Origin of the sequence: Streptomyces sp. NPDC058664 (assembly GCF_042716635.1) — a bacterium.
GTDB lineage: Bacteria > Actinomycetota > Actinomycetes > Streptomycetales > Streptomycetaceae > Streptomyces.
In genome coordinates this window covers 1-4,774 of sequence record NZ_JBHXRW010000144.1, presented here as the reverse complement: position 1 = coordinate 4,774, position 4,774 = coordinate 1, and the positions used below count along the sequence as shown (strand labels likewise).

The 4,774-nt window shown below is 62.7% G+C and carries 3 protein-coding genes; all 3 read left to right on the top strand.

Annotated elements, in window-relative coordinates:
• Nucleotides 1-678 precede the first annotated feature (678 nt).
• The 3 genes from ACFWUY_RS40600 to ACFWUY_RS40590 all read left to right on the top strand — a co-directional run bounded on the left by ACFWUY_RS40600 (nt 679) and on the right by ACFWUY_RS40590 (nt 4,411).
• Nucleotides 679-1,974, top strand: a complete 1,296-nt coding sequence (locus ACFWUY_RS40600) for a GDSL-type esterase/lipase family protein (RefSeq protein WP_384121821.1) — start codon at nt 679-681, stop codon at nt 1,972-1,974.
• Between the two features lie 101 nt (nt 1,975-2,075).
• Nucleotides 2,076-3,140 carry a tetratricopeptide repeat protein gene (locus ACFWUY_RS40595; RefSeq protein ID WP_384121823.1) on the top strand — a complete coding sequence of 355 codons (1,065 nt, stop codon included), beginning with the start codon at nt 2,076-2,078 and terminating at the stop codon, nt 3,138-3,140.
• Nucleotides 3,032-4,411 (top strand): MFS transporter, encoded by a 1,380-nt coding sequence (locus tag ACFWUY_RS40590; protein ID WP_384121819.1) that lies wholly within the window; start codon nt 3,032-3,034, stop codon nt 4,409-4,411. Before ACFWUY_RS40595 ends, ACFWUY_RS40590 begins: the two co-directional genes overlap by 109 nt.
• Nucleotides 4,412-4,774 lie beyond the last annotated feature (363 nt).

Here is a 4,774-nt window from a genome sequence, read left to right as displayed (position 1 = left end):
GAGGAGGACGGTTTGGGAAGCAACCACACCGAGGCTGAGCTAGACACCGAGGAGGACGGTTTGGGAAGCAACCACACCGAGGCTGAGCTAGACACCGAGGAGGACGGTTTGGGAAGCAACCACACCGAGGCTGAGCTAGACACTCGCTGAGGATGGTCAGGATCTGCCGCCGACGGTGACCACAGCCGGCACCAGTCGTGTGCTGATGTCCAATATAAAATTGAGACCTGCGCCACCCGTCGACGGATGTCCTGCTGAAGGATCGTTGATCGAACCTGTTTGAGGAGGGGCGCGGACCCCTGCCCCTCCTCAAACAACAAATAGTTGAGCTCAATTGGCTGTGCGCATGAGCATTCCCGCCACCGCCCGGTGGGACATGGAAATCCGGGATGAATGTCTAGGAGAGGGTTACATCGCTTTCCGATTTGGCTGAGCCTGTCGCATCTTGCTGCAAGCCGACGCCTGATGACACGTCCCCGAATTGAGTGGTTCCATTCCGGGTCGGCACGCTCTAAAAAATCGCTTTGAATGGAGAATTGAACGGCGAGATGCGCTTTTTCCCGGAGATGGTATGGATGCCGTCTTGCTCGAGCTCTTCGGGGCACCAATGCGAAATGTCCTCATGTTGGCTGACTCCGTTCAAGTACTCGGTAAGCACTATAGACAACGGACTTGTAGATGCGAAATGTGCTAATCCTGGGGGATTCGGCAAGCTCCTCGCGCACCCCGGAGGAGCATCCCCTTGCCGGGTGGGGGCAGAGGCTCGGGGAGTTCCTGGTCGAAACGCAAGTAAAGAATTTTTCGGCCCCCGGAATGAGCACCCGCAGATTCTTTCAGGAGTGCTTCAGAGAAGTACTCGGCGAAATATCTTCGGATGATATCGTTCTAATTTGCTTTGGCAACATAGATCAGTTTGTTGACTCGCGGTACCACGTCCCCATCGAAGAGTATCGAGAATTCCTCGGTGTGTACGTCGCCGAGATAATCGGGCGAGGGGGGAGACCGGCCCTGGTCACGCCAATGCCGCGATGCATTTTCTCGACCACTGGAGAAATTAAGGATGTTCTTGCAGAGTATTCCCTGGTGACTCGCCAAGTCGCAACTGAGAGGCATGTCCCACTGGTCGACCTTGCGGAATCGGCACTACGGCTTTTTTCCAGGGCGGGATACACGCGCGCCCGGCAGTACTTCTGCTGGCTAGATGCCGGAGAGTGTGACAACTATCCTGACGGCACAATTGACAGCATTCACTTGAATCATTTTGGTGCGGGAGAAGTGTCCCGGCTCGTGGCCGAGGGAATGGGATCGATCGGGATAATTCCGGCATCGCACATAAGTGGAGCAGTATTTCAGGCTACTGTCAGGGAAGTTCCAACGCTGGCAGAGTTCTGTATATCTCCCCGGTGGGATGACTTTTCCCCGGAGCGTTTGCGTGGCAAGGCCCCGGCTGCATCTGCCCCTTTGCAGGGTGCATGGGTTAGTCCAATAGTAAAGTTCTATGGAACTGCAGACCCTGGCACGTCCCGCGTGCTGTTTTTCGACAAGAAAAGATACGTGGGAAGCGCTCGTGTCAACGAGGACGGACAGTGGCGTTGGCGCCGTGCCGTATGCTGGGATGAAGGGCATAAACAACTGGCTATCGTCGGTGAGGGTGCAGGGTGGCACTCACCTACCGCTTCAGTTTCCTTCACTGTAATAGTAAGCATCCCCCCACCCCTAATTGAGGACCCTCCTGTCGAAGTGGCCGCGGAAACGCGGTTGGTGTTTTCCGGTACGGCGCATCCTGCCGCCCAAAAAATACTAGTCACAGAAGGCGGGCGCCGCATAGGTGAAACGCAAATAAAAGAATGCGGGAAGTGGGAATTCGCCTACCCTCGCGAATGGCGCCAGGGAATTCATTCGGTTAATTTTTCGGCCGTTCTTGGGTGGGTGAAATCTGACCCGGCTTCGTGTCGCATCCAAGTGCGGCTGTAATGCTGGATGGCTCGGGATGTGCCGAGTGCCGGTCGGTTTTGGTGGGGTGGGGTCCGTGCCGTGCATGGACCCTGCTCTGTTTTGGCGGAGAGGGCTTGCTAGTGGTGTTGCAAGGGTTTCTGGATGCGATGGCCGGGTTTCTGGAGCAGGAAGGGAACGGCGGTGATGGTGGGGCAGCTGGGCTGGTGGCCAGGGTTCTGGGGCTAGGGGCCGATGTAGGTGTAGGCGCGGATGGCATCGGGCTGGGGTTGATCGAGTTGGGTCTCCGAGCCCGGGACAAGCAGGACTATCCGCGTGCGGAGCAGTTGTTCGCCCTCGCCGGTGAGACTGCCGCTGACACCGAGGATGCGGCTTTGTGGGTGCGGGCTCGCACTCTTCTTGGTGGCCTGTACCGGATCCAGGGCCGCTACGACCAGGCGGAGAAAGCACTGCGCAGGGCCCTAGCGGTGGCCGACGACGAACCCGACATACCCGTGGCCGCTCTGACGGGGACGTGCAACGAACTGGGGATCTTGTTCAAGTACACGGGCAAGTTCGACGAGGCCGAGACGTTCTACCGGCGGGCACTGGATCTGCTGGAAGAGGCCGGCATAGGGGAGGGGCTGTCGGCGGCATCGCTGTTCCACAATCTGAGCGGTCTGGCGCACTCGCGCCGTGATTTTGCCGCGGCGGCGGAGCCGGGTCGGCGGGCGGTCGCGATCCGTGAGCGCGTGCTGGGGCCGGAGCATGTGCAGGTGGCCTTGGACAAGGCGGCGCTGGCTCCAGTACTAATTGAGCTCGACGAGCTGGACGAGGCTGACGAACTTTTGACTTCCGCACTGGCCGTCATCGAGAAGACCTACGGCCCGGAGCATTACGAGACCGGTGTCGCGCTGGGCAACCTGGCCGCCCTGGCCTACAAACGCGCCCAGTATTCGCGAGCCGAAGAGCTCTTTCATCGCTGCCTACGCCTGAAGGAGCAGACCCTCGGTCTTGGGCATCCCGAACTCGCGGTAACCCTGAATAACCTGGCTGTTTTCGCCCGGCGCGGCGGCGACTTCTTCCACGCGCGGGAGTTGTGGGAGCGGGCGTCGGCGATCCTGGAAACGTCGGTCCAGCAGGCGCATCCACTGCTGAGGACTGTCCGCCGCCATCTAAATTCGCTGGAGTCGGAGGTGCCGGCGTGAGCCGCCGGGCCAGGCACGCCGCGCCCCGCCCGCACACCCTGAAGCCGGCCCGGTGGTCAGAAAAGGTGCCGCGGCTGGGCCGGGGAGCGTGGTGGCTGCTGGGTTCGGAGCTGATCTCCGCTCTGGGATCGGGCATGACGGCTCCGCTACTGGTGGTGTACCTGCATGCCGTGCGCGGCATCCCCATCGGACCGGCGACGCTCGCCGCAGCGGTTGGACCGTTGGTGAGCTTGTTCGGCAACCCGCTGGGCGGTGTGCTGGCCGACCGCTTCGGGGCCCGCCGCGTCATCGTGGCCGGCCTGGTCCTCACCGCTGCCGCCACCGCCGCGCTCGGCACTGTGCAGTCGCTGCCCGCGGTCATGGCGATGATCGCCCTGCTGGGCGGCGGCCTGTCCATCGCCCTGCCGGCCCAGGACAGCCTGCTCGGCCACCTGATCCCGCCCGAACAACGCTCCACCGCCTTCGCCCTGCGCTACCTCGGCCTCAACCTCGGCCTGGGCGCCGGCGGCCTGCTCGCCGCCCTCGCCGTGAACACAGACAACCCCTCCTCCTTTACCCTGGCCTACACAGCCGACGGCGCCACCTTCCTCCTCGCAGCCCTCGCCGTCACCGTTCCCTCCCTACGCAAGACCGCCCCTACCCGCACGGTCCGGATCCCGCTACGCGAAACACTGCCCCGCAGCCGACCGTTGTGGCTGGTGTGTGCGCTGGGTGCACTGTTCACCCTGGTCGGCTTCGGCCAGTTCAAGATCGCCGCCTACGGCATCACCGGCGCATCCACCCAACTGCTTGGCCTGGCCTACCTCGCCAACACCCTCACCGTCGTCGCCGCCCAACTGCCCATCCTGCGCCTGACCCGCCATTGGCCCCGCCACCGCACCCTCGCCGCGGTCAGCGTCCTATGGGCCGCCGCATGGCTGCTGGTCTGGTCCGCAGACACCCTCTGGAACGGCAACCTGGTCATCGCGGCCGGCGTTATAGCCCTCGGCGAATGCCTCCTGGCCACCAGCATGGCGCCCATCGTCAACGACCTCGCCCCCGACCACGAACGCGGCCGCTACAATGCTGCCTTCCTCATGGCCTGTACCCTCGGCAACCTCGCCGTCCCCACCCTCGCCGGCACCCTCCTGGGCGGCGGACTGGGCACTCATCTCCCCCTCATCCTCGCCACCCTCGCCTGCGCCATCGTCCTGCCCTGCTTGCGACTGCCCGGCCTCCTACCGGTCCCCACCACCGCCACCCACGAACCCGAACCGGCCACCACCCGCTGAAGACCTGCCATAGGTCGGCAACTCGAACCACCGCCCCGGACCACCGCCGATCCGTACGCGATGAACCTGCATTGGCAGCCTGGAACAACCGGATCGTCCGATGGCTGCGCGAACGCCCCCAGATGCGACGATCCTCTGGCGATCATCAGTGCGGGTTTTCAGGATGCCGACCCGGCAGCAGTCCGGCGGGACTTGCCGCTGGAGAAGGGCTTAGTACTGCAACGGTCTTTGGTCTGATGGTTGGGCAGTTTCCGGTGGTGTGTGGCCGCGTTGTTTGTAGTGGCTGAGGCGGGCTTGGTGTTGGCGTCTGCGTCGCCATTGGGACCAGTGAGGTGACCCCCGGAGTGTGGACACAGGGGTTTT